The sequence below is a fragment of the Martelella sp. AD-3 genome, assembly GCF_001578105.1.
In the GTDB taxonomy this organism is placed as follows: Bacteria; Pseudomonadota; Alphaproteobacteria; order Rhizobiales; family Rhizobiaceae; genus Martelella.
Genome location: NZ_CP014275.1, coordinates 756,465 through 776,024 on the forward strand (window position 1 = coordinate 756,465; position 19,560 = coordinate 776,024).

At 63.2% G+C, this 19,560-nt stretch carries 16 protein-coding genes; 13 read left to right on the forward strand and 3 right to left on the reverse strand.

The genetic code is table 11. The features are described 5' to 3' along the window. The first annotated feature begins 187 nt into the window (after positions 1-187). Both AZF01_RS03420 and AZF01_RS03425 read left to right on the forward strand, forming a co-directional pair. Positions 188-595, forward strand: coding sequence for a DUF805 domain-containing protein (locus AZF01_RS03420; protein ID WP_051424099.1), 408 nt, complete (start codon positions 188-190; stop codon positions 593-595). A 173-nt stretch (positions 596-768) separates the two neighbouring features. Beyond that, positions 769-2,055: a lytic murein transglycosylase gene (locus AZF01_RS03425; RefSeq protein WP_024708929.1), complete on the forward strand. Its 1,287-nt coding sequence runs from the start codon at positions 769-771 to the stop codon at positions 2,053-2,055. Between the two features lie 74 nt (positions 2,056-2,129). Here AZF01_RS03425 and AZF01_RS03430 read toward each other — a convergent pair whose 3' ends face one another. After that, positions 2,130-2,636: a ClbS/DfsB family four-helix bundle protein gene (locus tag AZF01_RS03430; RefSeq protein WP_024708928.1), complete on the reverse strand. Its 507-nt coding sequence runs from the start codon at positions 2,634-2,636 to the stop codon at positions 2,130-2,132. Between the two features lie 168 nt (positions 2,637-2,804). Continuing rightward, entirely contained in the window at positions 2,805-4,451 is a 1,647-nt protein-coding gene (locus tag AZF01_RS03435; RefSeq protein ID WP_024708927.1) for an MFS transporter, read from the reverse strand. Between the two features lie 270 nt (positions 4,452-4,721). On the opposite strand from AZF01_RS03435, the gene rimP reads away from it, so the two are divergent. From rimP to truB, 6 genes are all read left to right on the forward strand, one after another. Beyond that, positions 4,722-5,330 (forward strand): ribosome maturation factor RimP, encoded by a 609-nt coding sequence (gene rimP, locus AZF01_RS03440; RefSeq protein WP_081725822.1) that lies wholly within the window; start codon positions 4,722-4,724, stop codon positions 5,328-5,330. Positions 5,331-5,422: 92 nt separating this feature from the next. Further along, positions 5,423-7,093, forward strand: a complete 1,671-nt coding sequence (gene nusA / locus AZF01_RS03445) for a transcription termination factor NusA (RefSeq protein ID WP_024708925.1) — start codon at positions 5,423-5,425, stop codon at positions 7,091-7,093. A gap of 6 nt (positions 7,094-7,099) precedes the next feature. After that, positions 7,100-7,762 (forward strand): RNA-binding protein, encoded by a 663-nt coding sequence (locus AZF01_RS03450; protein WP_024708924.1) that lies wholly within the window; start codon positions 7,100-7,102, stop codon positions 7,760-7,762. Between the two features lie 103 nt (positions 7,763-7,865). After that, entirely contained in the window at positions 7,866-10,616 is a 2,751-nt protein-coding gene (gene infB, locus AZF01_RS03455) for a translation initiation factor IF-2 (protein ID WP_024708923.1), read from the forward strand. Between the two features lie 586 nt (positions 10,617-11,202). Continuing rightward, on the forward strand, positions 11,203-11,616 hold the full coding sequence (gene rbfA, locus AZF01_RS03460; protein WP_024708922.1) for a 30S ribosome-binding factor RbfA: 414 nt from the start codon (positions 11,203-11,205) through the stop codon (positions 11,614-11,616). A gap of 8 nt (positions 11,617-11,624) precedes the next feature. Then, positions 11,625-12,557 carry a tRNA pseudouridine(55) synthase TruB gene (truB, locus tag AZF01_RS03465; protein ID WP_024708921.1) on the forward strand — a complete coding sequence of 311 codons (933 nt, stop codon included), beginning with the start codon at positions 11,625-11,627 and terminating at the stop codon, positions 12,555-12,557. On the opposite strand, the gene AZF01_RS03470 is transcribed toward truB, so the two are convergent. Next, entirely contained in the window at positions 12,558-13,733 is a 1,176-nt protein-coding gene (locus tag AZF01_RS03470) for a serine hydrolase (RefSeq protein ID WP_024708920.1), read from the reverse strand. Between the two features lie 166 nt (positions 13,734-13,899). On the opposite strand from AZF01_RS03470, the gene AZF01_RS03475 reads away from it, so the two are divergent. The 5 genes from AZF01_RS03475 to AZF01_RS03495 all read left to right on the forward strand — a co-directional run bounded on the left by AZF01_RS03475 (position 13,900) and on the right by AZF01_RS03495 (position 19,557). Further along, on the forward strand, positions 13,900-15,042 hold the full coding sequence (locus AZF01_RS03475) for a diguanylate cyclase (RefSeq protein WP_081725820.1): 1,143 nt from the start codon (positions 13,900-13,902) through the stop codon (positions 15,040-15,042). Positions 15,043-15,198: 156 nt separating this feature from the next. Then, complete coding sequence (rpsO, locus tag AZF01_RS03480; protein ID WP_024708918.1) at positions 15,199-15,468, forward strand: 30S ribosomal protein S15; 270 nt, start codon at positions 15,199-15,201, stop codon at positions 15,466-15,468. 287 nt (positions 15,469-15,755) lie between these two features. Then, positions 15,756-17,900 (forward strand): polyribonucleotide nucleotidyltransferase, encoded by a 2,145-nt coding sequence (gene pnp, locus AZF01_RS03485; RefSeq protein WP_024708917.1) that lies wholly within the window; start codon positions 15,756-15,758, stop codon positions 17,898-17,900. A gap of 257 nt (positions 17,901-18,157) precedes the next feature. Next, positions 18,158-19,162: a class I SAM-dependent methyltransferase gene (locus tag AZF01_RS03490; protein WP_024708916.1), complete on the forward strand. Its 1,005-nt coding sequence runs from the start codon at positions 18,158-18,160 to the stop codon at positions 19,160-19,162. Then, a complete protein-coding gene (locus tag AZF01_RS03495) occupies positions 19,159-19,557 on the forward strand; it encodes a VOC family protein (protein WP_024708915.1) in 399 nt (132 codons plus the stop codon). The genes AZF01_RS03490 and AZF01_RS03495 overlap by 4 nt, the downstream gene beginning before the upstream one ends. Positions 19,558-19,560 lie beyond the last annotated feature (3 nt).

Here is a 19,560-nt window from a genome sequence, read left to right on the forward strand (position 1 = left end):
CGTCAAAACCGGTTCGAAGGCCGCCAGGCATTAGTAGCCGAACAGGGCGCTATTGGGAAGCTGTGTGGCGCCGGCGGACGCTAATGGTGACTTTCCGTGCCAGAGATTGAAACGCCGTTGCTTGCCAATATGCAAAGAGCGCGTATCCTGCCTTTCAAAGGGTCACACTGAGGAGCAGGGGATCAAAATGACAGAGACAGGTTATGTCGGCAGAGAGCACCGCAATGTGGGTTTCGGTGAGGCTCTCCGGCTTGGTTTCAGCAATTACGCATTGTTTCGCGGGCGATCATCACGCGGCGCCTTCTGGTTCTGGGTGCTCGGGACCGCGATCGTCAGCGTGATTTTGTCCGGCATCGACTATGCCCTTTTCGGCAGTTCGCAGCCGGGCTTTCTTGGCGGTATCTGGAGCCTTGCCATTCTGGTGCCGAATATTGCGGTTGCCGCGCGCCGTCTGCATGATGTCAACCACAGTGGCTGGTGGCTGCTTCTTGTCCTCACCGGCATCGGCATCCTGCTGCTGCTTTTCTGGTACGTCCAGCCCGGACAGGCGCAGACCAATGATTTTGGTCCCGATGTCGAAGCCGGGAAGGGCTGAGGCGCAGCGTATTTGCAAGTAAGGCGCGTTTGAAGGCGGATGTCTTCGAACGGGCTCGCGGCCGTTCACCGGACTGTGATCGCAGGCGGGTCATCTGCGTGACGTGAGGCCCTTTGCGTTTACCATTCGGTAACCATCTTTCTCCAGAATCACGCGCGAGAAGGAGACGTCCGATGTCCAGGTTCCGACTGCTCAATGCCGTCCGCGTCGTCTGCGCGCTTGCCGCCTTCATGCTTGCCTTTGCGGCGGGTGCGGGGGTTTCCAGCGTGGCCAACGCCTATGACCGCGGCCAGGTTGACCGCCAGTTCCGGAACTGGCTGGCGACCGACATGCGCAGCGCCGCCCTGCGCTCTGGCGTTTCGGCGAATACCTATGACCGCGTCACGCAAGGGCTTTCGATCAACTGGTCGCTGTCCGATCTCGTGCCGCCCGGCACGATGCCGCCGCAAAAGCGCGCGCAGACCCAGCCGGAATTCTCCGAGCCGGGGCCTTATTTCTCCGAGAACAATCTGAACTATCTCGCCGTCAAGGGGCGTCAGCTTTACAACCAGTACAAGCCCGTTCTCGACCGGATTGAGGCGCGCTACGGCGTGCCGGGGCGGATCGTGCTTGCCATCTGGGGCCGGGAGATGGGCTACGGTGCGGCGGAGGAAAAATACGACATTCTCCAGGTGCTCGGCACCAAGGCCTTCATGACCGGCTCGCGCCAGGAGATGTTCCAGCGCGAGTTCATTGCAGCGCTCCAGATCATCCAGAGCGGCGCGGCTCCACTCGACAAGCGCAAGGCCTCCTGGGCCGGCGCTTTCGGCCAGCCGCAGCTGATGCCGTCGAACTTCCAGAACTATGCGGTCGATTTTGACGGCGACGGCGTCATCGATGTCTGGGATTCGGTGCCGGATTCGCTTGCGACCATCGCCAAGCATCTCGCCAGCGACGGTTGGGAGCGCGGCCGTGACTGGGGCTATGAAACCGTCATTCCCGACAATGTCTCCTGTGCGCAGGAAGGGCCGGACAATGCCCGGTCGATCTCGGCCTGGGTCAAGCAGGGCATCGCCCGCGTCCAGGGCAAGAGCTTTCCGGCGGACGAATTGCGCAGACCCGGCATGATGCTGGTGCCGCAGGGCCGTTACGGGCCGGAATTCATCGTCACGCCGAATTTCTACGTGCTGAAGAAATACAACAATTCCGATCTCTACGCCCTCTTCGTCGGCAACCTCGCCGATCGCATCCAGTACGGCATGGGCGCTTTCGTTCAGCCCTGGCAGCGCACCGGCACGCTTCTGCGCTCCGATGTCGCGGCCATGCAGAAGAAGCTGATGGGCATGGGCTACGACACCGGCGGCGCCGACGGCCTCGTCGGCTACAAGACCCGCCGCTCCATCGGCGACTGGCAGATGCGCAACCGTGTGAGCCAGACCTGCTGGCCGACGCCTGAGTTGAAGAACGAATTGCTGCGGTAATCGCGGATAGGCTGAGTATTGTCTTTTCGGGTTCTCTAAGGTGCCGCCGGATGAGGGCGACCCTGCCCGGAGAATTATACCTGCCGCGCGGCCCTCACCGTTTTCCGGATGTAGGCGTTTGCAGACCGGAAATGCGATGGCCCGGAGGCTTCGGCATACCGGCCAAGCGTCCATTTTCCGGTCCAGGCGTAAACGCCTTGCGCGTAGAGGTCGTGATCTTCCCGGGAGGCAATGAAGGACCGCAGCTTCTTGCAGGCGGTTTCAAACTCACGGAGTAAATCTGCCCACGGCGTATCGTTGCCCTTCAGATAAAGCGGTGCGTTATAGGCCTTGAGCTGGTTCCACTTGTAGCCTTTTGCCGGCACGGATACCTCCCGTCCGGCAACGCCGTCTTCGAACCATTGGTGAAACAAGCCCATCCAATGGGTGCGGTGCGCGATGATGCCTTTGATCGTGGTCGTGTCTTCCGGAGACGACAAGGTTGATGTCTGTTCGTCAACTGACGCAAGTGTCTGCCTCAATCGCGCCAGTTCCCCGTCGAAGACGGCCAGCAATTCAGTTTTGTTCGTCGCTGCTACCATGGTTTATCGATACGAATATCGGGCGATCCACGCGTTGATTCCGGTCAACACAATGCGTTTCGCCCTTGGCGCGGCCGCGCAAACGGCCTTGGCGGGATGCGGGCGAATATCCGACATTTGCGGGTAAGCTTCGAGCAAATGATGCAAAAGCCCGACGTCAGTCCCGCGTCAGTGATGCTGGTGATGCATGTGGTAGGGGCGGTTGAACACCTCGTCGCGCGGCGGGATCGCCTGCCGCTCGATCATGCGGCGAACCTCCGGCCTTCCCTCGCCGCGATGCAGTTCGCGGATGCGGTCCAGGTTTTCGGCGTCGGCGACGGTGCGGCGCTGGTTGTGGCGCACGTAATCCACCCAGGTCGGCGCGTGGTAGGTCTCGATCCACACCTCCGGATCGGCGATATCGCGCATCAGCGCCCATTTGCGCGCGCCGTCGCGCTTGCGGATGCGGCGCCGCTCGATCATCAGCCGCAGGAACTCCTCCGTGTCGTCCGGGCTGATGATAAAGCGGGTCTCGACCACGATGGGACCGCTGCGGGCCAGCATGTCGACCTTGGTTTCGGGCGTCTGGAAGCGGTTCAGAGGGTCTAGATTGAGGCTTTCAAGCGCGGGCATCTTCAGGAACAGGCCGATCGCCGCGCCAAGCGCCATCACGCCGGCGGCGGCGACGAAGGCAAGCGTGATCGAATAGTTCTCGGCCACCTGGCCCCAGAGCCAGCTGCCGAGCGCCATGCCGCCGAAGGAGGCGGTCTGGTAGAGGGACAGCGCCCGGCCGACCACCCAGCGCGGGGTTGTGAGTTGCACCACCGTGTTGAACAGCGAAAGCGTGAGGACCCAGCAGGCCCCCGCGAAAAGCAGGGCGACACAGTCGAGCACGAGCGAGGTCGACAGGCCGATCGCGACGGCGCTTGCCGCGAAGATCAGAAAGGAGACGGCGACGATCGCCTCGTTTGAAAGGCGGGCGCGGGCATGCGCGTTGGCAAAGGCGCCGCCGATCGCGCCGATGCCGAAGGCGCCGAGCATGATGCCGAAGGTCTGCGGCCCGCCGGCGATCACGTCGCGGGCGACGACCGGCAGAAGCGCCAGCACCGAAACCGAGGCAAGACCGAAGATAAAGGCGCGCAGCAACACTTTCAGGATGTTCGGCGACATCACGACATAGCGCAGGCCCGCGCCGATGGCCGTCGTCATCTTCTCACGCGGCAACGGGCTTTCCGGGCGGCGGAATTTCCATCGGTAGACGACGGTGAGAAGGCCGAGATAGGAAAAGGCGTTGACCGTGAAGGCGGCCGCCCCGCCGCCGATGGCCACGATGGTGCCGCCGATGGCCGGGCCGAGGCTGCGGGTGATGTTGAAGCCGACGGAGTTGAGCGTGACCGCGCCGGGCAGGTCCGAACGCGGCACCATATCGCCGACGGACGCCTGCCAGGAGGGGTTGTTTAGCGCGTTGCCGCAGCCGATCAGGAACGTGAAGGCGAGCAGCAGCCACGGCGTGATCAGTCCGCTGATGGCGACGATCGCCAGGAGCACGGAAACCGTGAACATGAATGCCTGGGCCGAGAGAATCACCCTGCGGCGGTCGAAGCCGTCGGCGATCGCGCCGGCGAGAAGCGCAAACAGCATCACCGGCAGCGTCGTTGACGCCTGGACCAGGGCCACCATGCTTTCCGAAGCGGAAATCGACGTCATCATCCACGCCGCGCCGACATTCTGGATCATGCTGCCGAGATTGGAAGCGACCGAAGCCAGCCAGATATAGCGGAAGGTCGGATGGGAAAAGGGCGCGAAGAGTGATTTCGGGTCTGGCGCGGGCTGCATCAATGTTCTCTGTTTCAAATGCCGGGCATCGGCCGGGCGTCTCCGGCAGCGCACTATAGGCCCTTGCGGTGTCGCTTGCCTATATGCACTGCAGCGGTCCCGGTCCGGCACCATGGCGATAAAACTTGCAATTTGCGCGGCAAGGGATTATTTATGCCTGAAATTCTTGATCGTCAGATGAAGAGTGGGGCCTCGCGGACCCGCTCTTTTTTGTTTGGCGCGGGAGGCGGTCGCGGCCGCCGGGAGCAACTTTTGACAGATTTGACACAGATGGCGGACAAAGCAAGAGAAGAGCGGCTGATCGTGGAAACGGGCATCGACAAGAAGATCGCCGACATGATCGAGCCCGTTCTGGAAGATATCGGCTTCAAGCTCGTGCGCGTCAGGCTTTCCGGCCAGAACGGACTGACGCTGCAGATCATGGCCGAGCGTTTCGACGGCACCATGACGGTGGAGGATTGCGAGGAGGTCTCGCAGGCCGTTTCGCCGGTGCTCGATGTGGAAGACCCGATTGACCGGGCCTACCATCTGGAAGTGTCCTCGCCGGGCATCGACCGGCCGATGGTGCGCAAATCCGATTTCTACCGCTGGAAGGGCCACCTCGTGAAGTGCGAGACGTCGGTTCTCGTCAACGACCGCAAGCGCTTCCGCGGCCGCATCATCGAAGCCGATGTCGACGGCATCACGCTTCTGCGCGACGGCGTTGCCTACGGCGAGCCGCCCGAGGTGACCATTCCCTTCACCGCGCTCTCGGATGCCAAGCTGGTGCTGACCGACGAACTGATCCGTGAGGCGCTGAGGGCTGACAAGCTTGCCAAGCAGAAGGCGGCGAACGAAAACGACGACGAGGAAGATGTCGCCGACGGCGACGACAATTAAGACAGACGCCATGGCCCGGAACGGGCGGCATGCGATTTCAGGATATTGACGGAACCGGCGCGGTTCCGCTTGCAAGGACGGAGACCCGTAAAATGGCAGTAAGTGCGAACCGGCTGGAACTGTTGCAGATCGCCGATGCGGTGGCGCGTGAAAAATCGATCGATCGCGAGATCGTCCTGACCGCCATGGCCGACGCCATCCAGAAGGCGGCCAAGTCGCGTTACGGATCGGAGACCAATATCCGCGCCGACATCAATCCGAAGACCGGCGAGATTCATCTTCAGCGCCTGCTCGAGGTGGTCGAGGAAGCCGAGGATTACAGCACACAGATCCCGCTGGCGCTCGCGCTTGACCGCAACCCGGAAGCCAAGCTCGGCGATTTCATCGCCGACCCGCTGCCGCCGATGGATTTCGGCCGCATCGCCGCCCAGTCGGCCAAGCAGGTGATCGTCCAGAAGGTGCGCGAGGCGGAGCGCGACCGCCAGTACGACGAATACAAGGACCGCATCGGCGAGATCGTCAACGGCACGGTCAAGCGCGTCGAATACGGCAATGTCATCGTCGATCTCGGCCGTGGCGAGGCCATTATCCGCCGCGATGAGATGATCCCGCGCGAAGTGCCGCGCTACGGCGACCGCATCCGCGCCTATGTCTACGATGTGCGCCGCGAGCAGCGCGGGCCGCAGATCTTCCTGTCGCGCACCCATCCGCAGTTCATGGTCAAGCTCTTCACCATGGAAGTGCCGGAAATCTATGACGGCATCATCACCATCAAGTCGGTCGCCCGCGATCCGGGCTCGCGCGCCAAGATCGCCGTGATCTCGTCGGATTCGTCGATCGATCCGGTCGGGGCCTGCGTCGGCATGCGCGGCAGCCGCGTCCAGGCCGTCGTCGGCGAACTCCAGGGCGAGAAGATCGATATCATTCCGTGGTCGGAGGATCCGGCCTCCTTCATCGTCAACGCGCTGCAGCCGGCCGAAGTCGCCAAGGTGGTGCTGGACGAGGACGCCGAGCGCATCGACGTCGTCGTGCCGGACGACCAGCTGTCGCTGGCGATCGGCCGTCGCGGCCAGAATGTCCGTCTCGCCTCGCAGCTGACCGGCTGGGACATCGACATCATGACGGAGAACGAGGAATCCGAACGCCGTCAGAAGGAATTCAACGAACGGTCGCAGCTGTTCATGGATGCGCTGGACGTTGACGAGATGGTCGGACAGGTTCTCGCATCGGAAGGTTTCGCGGCAATCGAAGAGCTGGCCTATGTCGAGCTCGACGAGATTTCCTCGATCGAGGGCTTCGACGAGGAGACGGCCGAGGAAATCCAGATGCGCGCCAAGGAATTCCTCGAGCGCCAGGAAGCCGAACTTGACGAGAAGCGCCGCGAACTCGGCGTTTCCGACGACCTGCGCCAGATCGACGGCATGACGCTGGCGATGATGGTGGCGCTTGGCGAGGACGACATCAAGACGATGGAAGACTTCGCCGGTTGCGCCGCTGACGACCTTGTCGGATGGACCGAGCGCCAGAACGGCCAGACCAAGCGTTTCGAAGGCACGCTCTCCGGCTTTGATCTGTCGCGGGTGGAAGCCGAGAACATGGTCGTGCAGGCGCGCCTGGCGGTTGGCTGGATCACCGAGGAAGACCTCGCGGTTGCCGAAGAGGTGAACGAGGACGAGGACGCCCTGGCGGAAGACGGCGTTGCCGAAGAAGGCGTCGTCGAAGAGCAGGCTTCACCCGATGACGAAGCCGGCAAGAGCGCGTAAGGGCCGGTGACCACGCCCCGCAAAGTGGCCGAAGAGGCGGCGATGAACGACCGGACCTGCATCGTGACCCGCAATGCCGGCGGGCCGGATGATCTGATCCGCTTCGTCGCCGGTCCCGACGGCCAGGTGGTTCCCGATCTGAAACGTGAACTGCCGGGCAGGGGGTGCTGGGTGACCGCCGAGCGCTGGGCGGTCGACAAGGCCGTGGCCAAGGGGCTTTATGCCCGGGCGCTGAAGCAGAAGGCCGTTGCGCCGGCCGATCTCGGCGCAACTGTTGACATGTTGATGGCGCGTCAGCTTGCGGGTATGATGAACATGGCCCGCAAGGCGGGCGAGTTCGTCGCTGGATCGGCCAAGGTCGATCTTGCGGTGAGAAGCGGCGCGGCCCTTGCCACCTTTCATGCCGCCGATGCCGCCGCCGATGGCAGGCGCAAGCTTGACCAGGCCCGCAAGGCCTTCTGGCTCCAGATGGAGGCCGAAGGGCCGATTCCGGCGTTTGTGCCTTTCGGGGCAGCGGAAATCGACACTCTTTTGCATGAGAATGCGTTTAAACATGCCGCGGCGCTTGCGGGAAAGGCCGGAGAAGGTGTAGTGAAGCGCGCGATGATGCTTCAAAGGTACCGGGCCGCTCCCGGAACTGAAGGAAAAGCCGCGATGACGAACAAATGACGACGTCACGGAATTTGGCCGTGCGCCAGAGCATGAATTTCAAAGCGGGAATTGTGTCCGTCTGAAGAGGACGGCGGTTCCCGCGCCAAGGAACGGGAACCGAATGACGGACAGTAAAGACGACAAGACATCCAACGACGCAGGCAAGAAGACACTGAAGCTTAAGCCGTCGGGTGTCAGCCAGGGCACCGTGCGCCAGGATATGGGGCGCGGTCGCAGCAAGGCGGTCGTGGTGGAAACACGCAAACGCCGGCTGCACAAGCCGAGCGAAGAGACAACATCGGCGCCTGCGGCAGGACAGCGCAACCCCGCTTCCGCTCAGGCCCGTCAGCCCGAGGGCCAGCCGGCCCGCCGCGCCGACGATGCCAACCGGCAGCCGCGCCAGAACCAGCCGAAGGGCCAGCCTTCGCGTCCGGGCGGCCAGAACCGCCAGCGCGGCGGCCAGCAGCCCGATCGCGGCAATGGCGGCCAGAATCGCCAGCGCGGCAATGTGCTGCATGACCTTTCCCAGGGCGAGATGGATGCCCGCCGCCGTGCCCTGGTGATGGCGCAGCAGCGCGAGGCCGAAGAGGCCGAACGCCGCAAGCGCGAAGCGGAAGAGCGCCGCGTGGCCGAGGAGGCCGCCAAGCGCGAGGCCGAGGAAAAAGCCAAGCGCGAGGCCGAAGAGGCCAAGAAGCAGCCGGTCAAGGAAGAAGAGCCCGAGGCTCCGGAAACCGCGGCGACCGCTGAGGCGCCAGCCGCTGCGGAATTGCCTCCGGGCGACGATGCCAAGCCGAGCCGTGCTGCCCCGCGCCACCGCCCGCAGGCCCGCACCGAGACTGACGAGGAGGGCGACGCCGGCCGCGGACGCAAGCCGCGCCGCGAGGGCGAAGATGCCGGCGGGCCCGCCCGCGGCAAGGCTCTCCGCCCTGAAGCGCCTGCAAAGCCCGCTTCCCGTCCGAAAGGCACGGGTGAGCGTCGCCGCGGTAAGCTGACGGTGACTGCGGTTACCGGCGACGACGAGGGTGGCAGCCAGCGTGGCCGTTCGCTTTCGGCGATGCGCCGCCGTCAGGAAAAGATGCGCCGCGCCCAGATGCAGGAGCCGCGCGAGAAGGTTCTGCGCGAGGTCGTTCTGCCGGAGACCATCACCATTCAGGAATTGTCGCAGCGCATGTCCGAACGGGCTGTCGACGTCATCAAGTACCTGATGAAGGAAGGGCAGATGATGAAGCCCGGCGACGTGATCGATGCCGATCTCGCCGAGCTGATCGCCACCGAATTCGGCCATACGGTAAAGCGCGTTGCTGAGTCGGATGTCGAGGAGGGTATCTTCGACGTCAGCGATGACGAGGCCGATCTCGAGCCGCGTGCGCCTGTCGTGACCATCATGGGCCACGTCGACCACGGCAAGACCTCGCTTCTTGACGCGATCCGCCATGCCAATGTCGTTTCCGGCGAGGCCGGCGGCATCACCCAGCATATCGGCGCCTATCAGGTCGAGCAGGACGGGCAGAAGATCACCTTCATCGACACCCCCGGTCACGCCGCCTTTACCGCGATGCGTGCCCGCGGCGCTGAAGTGACCGATATCGCCATTCTGGTGGTTGCCGCTGACGACAGCGTCATGCCGCAGACGATCGAGTCCATCAATCACGCCAAGGCCGCCGGCGTGCCGATCATCGTTGCCATCAACAAGATCGACAAGCCCGCTGCCGACGCCCAGAAGGTGCGCACCGAACTGCTTCAGCACGAAGTGTTCGTTGAAACCATGGGCGGCGAGACCCTGGAAGTCGAAGTTTCGGCCAAGACTGGCCAGAACCTCGACAAGCTTCTGGAAGCGATCCTGCTGCAGGCGGAAATTCTCGACCTCAAGGCCAATGCCGACCGCACGGCTGAGGGCGTCGTCATCGAAGCCCAGCTTGACCGCGGCCGCGGTTCCGTCGCAACGGTCCTGGTGCAGAAGGGCACGCTGAAGCCGGGCCAGGTTCTGGTTGCCGGCGACCAGTGGGGCCGCGTGCGCGCGCTGATCAACGATCACGGCGAGCATGTGAAGGAAGCCGGCCCGTCCATGCCGGTGGAAATCCTCGGTCTTGGCGGAACGCCGTCTGCCGGTGATCGTTTTGCCGTCGTCGAGAACGAATCGAAGGCGCGCGAGGTCTCCGAGTATCGCCAGCGTCTTGCCCGCGACAAGGCGGCGGCCCGTCAGTCCGGCTCGCGCGGTTCGCTCGAGCAGATGATGAGCCAGCTGCAGGATACCGGCCTCAAGGAATTCCCGCTGTTGATCAAGGGCGACGTTCAGGGCTCGGTCGAGGCCATCAACGCCGCGCTCGAAAAGCTCGGGACCGACGAAGTGCGCGCCCGCGTCGTGCATGCGGCGGCAGGCGGCATCACCGAATCGGATATCTCGCTTGCCGAGGCATCTGACGCGGCGATCATCGGCTTCAACGTGCGTGCGAACGCGCAGGCCCGCCGCGCCGCCGAGCAGGCCGGCATCGAGATCCGCTATTACAACATCATCTACGATCTTGTGGATGACGTGAAAGCGGCGATGTCGGGTCTTCTGTCGCCGGAGCGTCGCGAGACCTTCCTCGGCAATGCCGAGATCCTGGAAGTGTTCAACATTTCCAAGGTCGGCAAGGTCGCGGGTTGCCGCGTCACCGAAGGCAAGATGGAGCGCGGCGCCGGCGTTCGCCTGATCCGTGACAACGTGGTTATCCATGAAGGCAAGCTGAAGACGCTGAAGCGCTTCAAGGACGAAGTGTCCGAAGTGCCGGTCGGGCAGGAATGCGGCATGGCCTTCGAGAACTACGAGGACATCCGCGCCGGCGACGTCATCGAGGCCTTCCGCGTCGAACATATCACCCGTACGCTCTGATTTCAGTGTGCGGAAGCGAATTGGGAGAACCGGCTTCGGCCGGTTTTTTCATGCGCGGCTTTTGCCGCGTCTCCAGAATCAGAAAGCCCGGCGAACAACTCTTGAGGAGCAGCGCGCCGGGCTTTTCCGGTTTGACCGGAACTGAAACGGATCGTTTGCGGCGATCCGTTCTTTTCCCGCAATTGAGAGGAGGGAGATTGGCCTGCGGGACGGCCTTACAAAGCGTTTCAGCTATTGAAGGAGGAGGAGATCGTGAAACGCCCTGATCTTTGAATTTCCTTTCCGTGTGGTCGGCAGTTGCCTGCCTCATCGGTCTGGAACTGTTTCTAGCCGCTAATGCGTGTCAGCGATTTGCGCTGAATCAAATGATTGATCCTCGACGATCGAAAAGTTGAATTTTCTGATGATCATTTGATTGATTGGAAAATATGGATGGGGCCGGCCGCGTCGAAACAGGGCGCGGCGATTGACGTTGCGCCGCCGAAGCGCTAAACGGGCCGCCAGTCATCGAACATGTCCGCGCGGGTTCGAACCCCGTCAAACGGCCGGGCACGAGACAAACACGAACGATCTAGACAAGGTTGATATGACGAGAGCTACCTCCTCGGCGCCCTCCCAGCGCATGCTTCGCGTTGGCGAACAGGTTCGCGCCGCCATTACCAAGGTTCTCCAGCGCGGCGAAGTGCTCGATCCGTTGCTGGAGACCACTGTCGTCTCGATTTCCGAGGTGCGGATGTCGCCGGACCTGAAGGTCGCGACCGCCTATGTGACGCCGCTCGGCGACCGCGACCACGACGCGACGGTGCGCGCGCTGAACCATCATGCGAAGTTCATCCGCGGCCGCATCACGCGCGAACTCCGGCAGATGAAATACATGCCCGAGCTGCGCTTCCGCGACGACACGAGCTTCGAGAATTTCCGCAAGATCGACGAGCTTCTGCATTCGCCGGAGGTGGCGCGCGATCTCGATCACGACGACGACAACGAAGACAAAGAATAAGACCGGACATGGCACGACAGAGAAAACCCAAGGGCCGTCCCGTTTCCGGTTGGCTGATCCTCGACAAGCCCGTCGATTTCGGCTCGACCGAGGCCGTTTCCAAGGTAAAGTGGCTGTTCAAGGCGCAGAAGGCGGGCCATGCCGGCACGCTCGACCCGCTGGCTTCCGGCATGCTGCCGATAGCGCTTGGCGATGCCACCAAGACGGTTCCCTATGTCATGGAAGGTCGGAAGATCTACGAATTCACCGTCACCTGGGGCGAGGAACGGGCGACGGACGACCTTGAGGGCGACGTGACCGAAAGCTCGGACAATCGTCCGACGCGCGCCGGGATCGAGGCGCTGCTCGCCAAATACACCGGCGTGATCGAGCAGGTGCCGCCGCAGTTTTCGGCGATCAAGATCGACGGCGCCCGCGCCTATGATCTGGCGCGCGAGGGCGAGACGGTCGAAATCCCGACGCGCGAGGTCGAGATCCACCGGCTGACGCTGATCGGCTGCCCGGACGAGAACTCGGCGGATTTCGAGGTCGAGTGCGGTAAGGGCACCTATGTGCGCGCGCTGGCCCGCGACATGGGGCGCGATCTCGGTTGTTTCGGCCATATCTCGGCGCTGCGCCGCCCCTTCGTCGCGCCCTTTTCCGAGGATATGCTGGTGCCGCTCGCCGAACTGACGGCGCTGGAGGACATCGAGGACGACGCCGAGCGCTTTGCCGCATTGGAAGAATTCCTCGTCGATACCTCCGAAGCGCTGACGAGCCTGCCGCATGTGCCGGTCAACGATGAACAGGCGCGCCGCCTCAAGCTCGGCAATCCGATCATCCTGCGCGGCGCACATGCCCCGGTCGAAGAGCCGGAGGCCTACGCTTCCGTCGGCGGGCGTCTGGTTGCCATCGGCGAGATCGCGCAAGGGCAGTTTCGTCCGCGCCGGGTATTCGGCTGATCATTTTCCCGAAGCCGCGAACTGATGCGCCAGCCGCGTGAACAGGCCGGCCGCCTTCGTTTCATCGACGGCGGCCTTGCCGTTTATGGTCACGGAGAGGCAGAAGCGGCGGCCGTCGCCGGCCGTCAGGTCCGCCGTCAGGTTCAGCACGCCGGTCTCGCTGCCGCCCTTGTAGGCGACGGATTGCCAGTCGCCGGCGCGCACCGGGCCGGGATTGACGGAAAAGACGTCCGCCCCGGCGACCGCGTGCATCAGCGCGCACAGTTCTTCGTTGGAGAGAGACCATTCGACGCCGGTCGCCATTGGCCCCATCACGGCGGAGACGGGCGGCAGCGGACCCGAAGCGGCCTTCTCTGCAATCGCCGGTTTCTCGCTGTCGGGCGCAGCGTCATAGTCCTGCGCAAGCGCCGGATCGGCCTTCAGCGCGAAGGCCTGGCGGGTGGTGAGCACGGTCGGAAGGCCGAGGGCATGCGCGACGCGATCGGCGCCGAGGACGCGCATCAGCATATCGGTCGCGGTGTTGTCGCTTTCGGCGATCATCAGCGTTGCCAGCGTATGCAGCGTCAGCGGCGATCCGTCCGGAAAATTCTGCAGTCGGCCGGTTGGCAGGGATTTGTCCTGCGGCTGCAGAGTGGCGATGTCCCGCCAGTCGCTTCCGCCTGCATCGATATCCTCGAGCAGAACCTTGAGGATGCCGAGCTTGAAGGCCGAGGCGACCGCAAGCGGCGCATCCGAGTGTCTGTCGAAAAGCGTCTTTCCGTTCGACGTCACGAGATAGGAGACCGTACCCGGCATGGCCTCGAAGGCGGCAAGCGTGGCTTCCGGGCCGGCGGTCAGGGCCTCCGGCGGGCTGAAGAACAGGCCGAGGATCTTGCCGTCGTCATCGAGCGAGATCTCGACCGGAATTTCGTGGGTCTCCGTGCGGATCATGTAGGCGCCCTTGTCGCCCGTGACCGAGAGGGCCGGACCGGTCTGCTCGACGAGGCGGTCGACAAGAGCGGTCAGCTGCGCGTCCGGTACCGCCCGCGCAAAGCTTTCAGAGACCAGCGCGCCCGCATCCTGCGGGTTCTGCCAGAGCGTCTCGATGGCCTTGATTTCGGCCGGGCCCGCGAGCGTCTGCGTTGCCGTCGCGAGCACCGCCACTGCGCTGGCGGCGATGATGTTGCGAAATGCCATAGGGGTCGATCCTTGCAGTGCGTGCAGACTGTCGCATGCCATTCCTCGCCATGCAACGCGGCGTGGTGAGCCGGGGCCGGGAGGCTTGGTCGAAAAATCGTTTTAAATTATCTTGACGTAAGCTACGTTCCGTAAGGCGCGTTGCCGGGTAGGAGGTCCCGCATTCATGTCTCAATACGTCATCATGACGGTCAATTTTGCCGGTTTGATGGCCCTGACGGCGATAGCCTTCGGCCTGGTGCTGAAGTCGGTTGCCGGCCGTCCCGCACAGCAGGTGCTGTTCGGCCTCGTGTTGGGGCTTGGCGCAGCCTTCGTTTCGCTGCAGCCGATCATGTTCGTCAACGGCCTGCAGATCGATCCGCGCAATCTCTTCGTCGGCTGCGCCGGCGCCTTCGCGGGGCCTCTCGGCGGGGCCATCAGTTTCGCCATCGCTGCGGCAACACGTTATTATGAGGGCGATCCTTCCGCCTATGTCTGCGTGCTGTCCCTGTTTCTTGCAACGGCGGCGGGCCTCGCCTGGCGGTCCCTGTGCTGGAATCGCGGGCAGGTGGGGGCGGTCCATCTGTTGCTTCTCGGGCTCGGCATCAGCCTGTCCTATGTCTGCACCTTCCTTTTGCCGCGCGAGGACTGGAGAACGGTATTTTCCTCGGCCATCCCGTTCCTGACAACGACCAATGTGATCGGCACCCTGGTCCTCGGCGGCTTTCTTGAGAGGGAAAGGCGACGCAGGCTGCGCGAGGACCATCTCAAGGACCAGGCCTCGGTCGATCCCTTGACCGGTCTCAAGAACCGCAGGGCCTTCGAGGCTGCCTACGAGACGACCGTGCTGCCGCAGTCTGCCACGCTCGGCGTGGCGTTCCTCCTGATCGACCTCGATCATTTCAAACAGGTGAACGATACCTATGGCCATGCGACCGGCGACCGCGTGCTGGTCGGCGTTGCCGAGAAGCTCGTCGCGCGGCTGAGGGATTTCGATCTGACCGCGCGTTTCGGCGGCGAGGAGTTTGCCGTTTGTCTGCCCGACACCGGTCGGGAGGATGCGATGATGATTGCCCAGCGTCTGCGCCGTGCGGTTGTCGAGGTCGGCAAGAGCGCCGCCGCGCCCGGCCTGACGACCAGCATCGGCATCTGCTGGACCCCGTCTCCGATCGCGATGCGAAGGGCCTTCGATATTGCCGACGGCGCCCTCTACCAGGCCAAGCTGCATGGTCGCGATCAGGTGGTTCTCGATGACGCCGATGCAGCCGGGACCACGCGGCTGTCGTCCGCCGTTGCCGCGGGCGAGGCCGACCGTCCCGTGCCCGCCTGAATGGCGGAATGGCCGGCCGGGCTTGGCTCTCGACAATCCCGCGCTTTTGCCCTATATGGCGGCCAGCATTGGAATAAATGCGTTTAAACGGCCCTTGCTGGACGACATCCCGGCCCGGGCGACCCAAAAACACCCTCATTTCGAAAGGATGACCCGATGTCGATTACTGCCGAGCGCAAGGCCGCACTCATCAAGGAATTCGCAACCAAGGAAGGCGACACCGGTTCGCCGGAAGTCCAGGTTGCGATCCTCACCGAGCGGATCACCAACCTGACCGAGCACTTCAAGGACCACAAGAAGGATAACCATTCCCGCCGTGGTCTTCTGACGCTGGTTTCGACCCGCCGTTCGCTGCTCGACTACCTGAAGCGCATCGACGAAAGCCGTTACACGACCCTGATCGGTCGTCTGGGCATTCGCCGCTAAGCCGCATGACCGGCGGGCGCCCTGGCGTCCGCCGCTTTTGTTTTCGCGCAGTAGCTGCGCCGGTTCCAAGCCGTGGCGGGCGAAGGGATCTGAAAGGCGAGGCCGGGATGATGGCATTCCGGTTCCGCAACGCCATAACGGACCTGTCATGGGGCAGGATTGCTGGCCGCTTCGGAATGTGAAGCGGCGCGCTGTCTTGCCCGTGACGCGTCGAATGTAACGTCGAGATCGCGTTGCGCTCTTTTCATGAGGAAAGGGCAGCGCGCGCACTTATTGAAGGACAAGACATGTTCAACACCCACACAGTGGAAATCGAGTGGGCGGGACGCACGCTCAAGCTTGAGACGGGCAAGGTTGCCCGTCAGGCAGACGGCGCCGTTCTCGCGACCTATGGCGAAACCGCCGTTCTCGCCACCGTCGTTTCCGCCAAGGAAACCAAGCCCGGCCAGGACTTCTTCCCGCTGACGGTCAACTACCAGGAAAAGACCTATGCGGCCGGCCGCATCCCCGGCGGCTATTTCAAGCGCGAAGGCCGTCCGAGCGAAAACGAAACGCTCGTCTCCCGCCTGATCGACCGTCCGATCCGTCCGCTCTTCCCGGAAGGCTACAAGAACGACACGCAGGTCGTCGTCACCGTTCTGCAGCACGACCTTGAGAACAATCCGGACGTTCTGGCCATGGTCGCAACGTCGGCGGCGCTGACGCTTTCGGGCGTTCCCTTCATGGGCCCGATCGGCGGCGCGCGCGTCGGCTACATCAACGGCGAATATGTGCTGAACCCGCATATCGACGAAATGCCGGAGACCGCGCTCGACCTCGTTGTCGCCGGCACGGGCGATGCCGTTCTGATGGTGGAGTCGGAAGCCAAGGAACTGCCGGAAGACGTGATGCTCGGCGCCGTCATGTTCGGCCACAAGGGGTTCCAGCCGGTCATCGACGCGATCATCAAGCTCGCCGAAGTCGCCGCCAAGGAACCGCGCGAATTCGAGCCGGAAGATCATTCCGCGCTTGAAGCCGACATGCTCTCCTTCATCGAGAACGAACTGCGCGACGCCTACAAGATCACCGAAAAGGCTGCCCGCTACGCCGCCGTCGATGCATGCAAGGCCAAGGTCAAGGAGCGCTATGCCCCGGCCGAAGGCGAAGAGGCGAAGTACACGGCCGAGGAAATCGGCGCCGTCTTCAAGCACCTTCAGGCCAAGATCGTCCGCTGGAACATTCTCGACACCAAGAGCCGTATCGACGGCCGTGATCTCGAGACCGTCCGCCCGATCGTCTCCGAAGTCGGCCTTCTGCCGCGCACTCATGGTTCGGCGCTGTTCACCCGCGGCGAAACGCAGGCGCTCGTCGTCGCCACGCTCGGCACCGGCGAGGACGAGCAGTTCGTTGACGCGCTGACCGGCATGTACAAGGAACGCTTCCTGCTGCACTACAACTTCCCGCCCTATTCGGTCGGCGAGACGGGCCGCATGGGCTCCCCGGGCCGTCGCGAAATCGGTCATGGCAAGCTTGCGTGGCGCGCCATCCGCCCGATGCTGCCGACGGTGGAACAGTTCCCCTACACGCTGCGCGTCGTCTCGGAAATCACCGAATCCAACGGCTCGTCCTCGATGGCGACCGTCTGCGGCACCTCGCTGGCGCTCATGGACGCCGGCGTGCCGCTGGCAAAGCCGGTTGCCGGCATCGCCATGGGCCTGATCCTGGAAGGCGAGCGCTTCGCGGTTCTCTCCGATATTCTCGGTGACGAGGACCATCTCGGCGACATGGACTTCAAGGTTGCCGGCACGTCCGATGGCATCACTTCGCTGCAGATGGACATCAAGATCGCCGGCATCACCGAGGAGATCATGAAGGTCGCGCTCGGCCAGGCCCAGGGCGGCCGCAAGCACATTCTCGGCGAAATGGCCAAGGCCATCACCGAGGGGCGCGAGCAGCTCGGCGAATACGCACCGCGCATCGAGATGATGACGATTGCCGTCGACAAGATCCGCGACGTGATCGGCGCAGGCGGCAAGATCATCCGCGAAATCGTTGAAAAGACGGGCGCCAAGATCAACATTGACGATGACGGCACGATCAAGATCGCGTCTTCCTCGGGCAAGGAGATCGAGGCCGCCAAGAAGTGGATTCACTCGATCGTCGACGAGCCGGAGCTCAACGCCATCTACGAAGGCACGGTCGTCAAGACCGCCGACTTCGGCGCCTTCGTCAACTTCTTCGGCCCGCGTGACGGTCTGGTCCATATCTCGCAGCTTGCTTCCGAGCGCGTTGCCAAGACCACCGACGTCGTCAAGGAAGGCGACAAGGTCTGGGTCAAGCTCATCGGCTTTGACGAGCGTGGCAAGGTCAAGCTGTCGATGAAGGTCGTCGACCAGGAAACCGGCAAGGAACTGGCCAAGCCCGAACGCAAGAAGGACGATGCTGCCGAATAAGGGCGGCCTTTCCGGTTGATCCGAGGCGATAACCGACACCCAACCGATCTCCCCCCCCTTGAGGGGGAGATGTCGCGAAAGCGACAGAGAGGGGTAGAGGGCATAAGCCCGATACTCCGCATCTGCCGATAGGGTTCACCCCTCTCTGCCCCTTCGGGGCATCTCTCCCTCAAGGGGAGAGATTGGGGAGAGAACCGCAAGGCATTCATTTTCAGGCGTGAGCAGCTATCGCTCACGCCTTTTTCACAGGTGACATCATGGCGCGCGAGACGCTGAAAACACTCTTCCATCCCTTCGAAAGCGGCACGGTCGAGCCGGTTGCGGGCCCCGTGCTGTTTCTCGGCGCTGAGGCCGGCTATCGCCTGCCGGAAGGCTTCTCCGATGATCTTGCCGCTGTGCAGCCATTCCGCTCGCATTATGCCGCGCTTGAGCGGGCAGGCGCTTCCGTTTCGCCGGAAGCCGGTGAGGGACGCTATTCGGCGACGCTGATCCTTCTCACCAAGCATCGCGGCGAGAACGAAAACCGCGTGGCCGAAGCGCTGGAAAAAACCGTGCCCGGCGGCCTCATCGTCATCGCCGGCTCCAAGGAAGACGGCGTGCAGTCCATGCGCAAGCGTCTCGGTAAGATGTTTGCCGACCTGGAAGCCATGCCGAAATATCACGGCGTTGCGCTGTGGTTCACCCGTCCGGGCGATGTAAGCGAGGCGGTTGCCGCATTCACCCATCCGACCGTGGAGATCGACGGTCGGTTCACCACCGTACCGGGTCTGTTCTCGCATGATCGCGTGGATGAAGGTTCGCGCATTCTGGCCGAGCGCCTTCCGGAGGATTTCGCCGGTCTGGCGGCCGATTTCGGTGCAGGCTGGGGCTATCTTTCGGCCATGCTCGCGGAAAAGGCGCCGCGCACCGTCGGCATCGATCTTTACGAGGCGGACTGGCGCGCGCTCGAGCGGGCGAAGGCCAATCTTGCGGCCGTTTCCCCGGCAACCCGCTTCTTCTGGCAGGACCTGGCCTCCGAGCCGGTCAAGAACCGCTACGATCTGATCATCATGAACCCGCCCTTCCACACCGGAAAGGCCGCCGAGCCGTCGCTCGGCAAGGCGTTGGTCAAGGCGGCCGCGAACGCGCTGAAGCCCGGCGGCAGGCTGCTGCTGGTCGCCAATCGGGGCCTGCCTTATGAAGACGTGCTTGTCGAGAACTGCAAGAAGAGCGGCGAAGACTATCGCAATGCTCGCTTCAAGCTGCTCTGGGGCGTCAAGTGAGGTTCAACGCCCTCATCCCCGAGCTCGGCGTCTCCGATTTGGCGAAAAGCCTCGACTTTTATGTCGGGCTGATCGGCTTTTCGGTGGCTTATGACCGGCCGGAAGAGGGGTTCGCGTTTCTCGAGCTTGGGTCCGCCCAGATCATGCTCGATACGATCGGCATGGGCCGCTCCATTGGCGCCGACATGCCGGCGCGCGGCGGCGGTATCAATTTCCAGCTTGACGTTACGGACTTCGACGACATCGTCGCCCGGTTGACGGCGGCACAATGGCCGCTGGTCCTTGGCCCGGAGGAGCGCTGTTACCGCACGCATGAGGGCGAAAAGAGGCAGCGGCAACTCTGGGTCCGGGATCCGGACGGTTATCTCCTCAGGCCGTGCCAGCCGCTGAGCTGAACC